At 55.2% G+C, this 239-nt stretch carries 1 rRNA gene; it reads left to right on the top strand.

The annotated features are described in order from the left end of the window. Positions 1-239, top strand: a 16S ribosomal RNA gene (locus ACTHSX_RS10845); the annotation flags it as partial.

The raw sequence follows: 239 nt of genomic DNA, 5'->3' as shown, positions 1-239 counted from the left end.
CGTAGGTGGTTTGTCGCGTTGTCCGTGAAATTTCACAACTCAATTGTGAGCGTGCGGGCGATACGGGCAGACTGGAGTACTGCAGGGGAGACTGGAATTCCTGGTGTAGCGGTGGAATGCGCAGATATCAGGAGGAACACCGGTGGCGAAGGCGGGTCTCTGGGCAGTAACTGACGCTGAGGAGCGAAAGCGTGGGGAGCGAACAGGATTAGATACCCTTGTAGTCCTGTCTCTTATAC

Origin of the sequence: Neisseria sp. P0014.S002, from assembly GCF_051958295.1 — a bacterium.
Classification (GTDB): domain Bacteria; phylum Pseudomonadota; class Gammaproteobacteria; order Burkholderiales; family Neisseriaceae; genus Neisseria; species Neisseria flavescens_B.
Note: the sequence above shows the minus strand (reverse complement) of the source record. Positions and strands in the feature narration are given on the sequence as shown.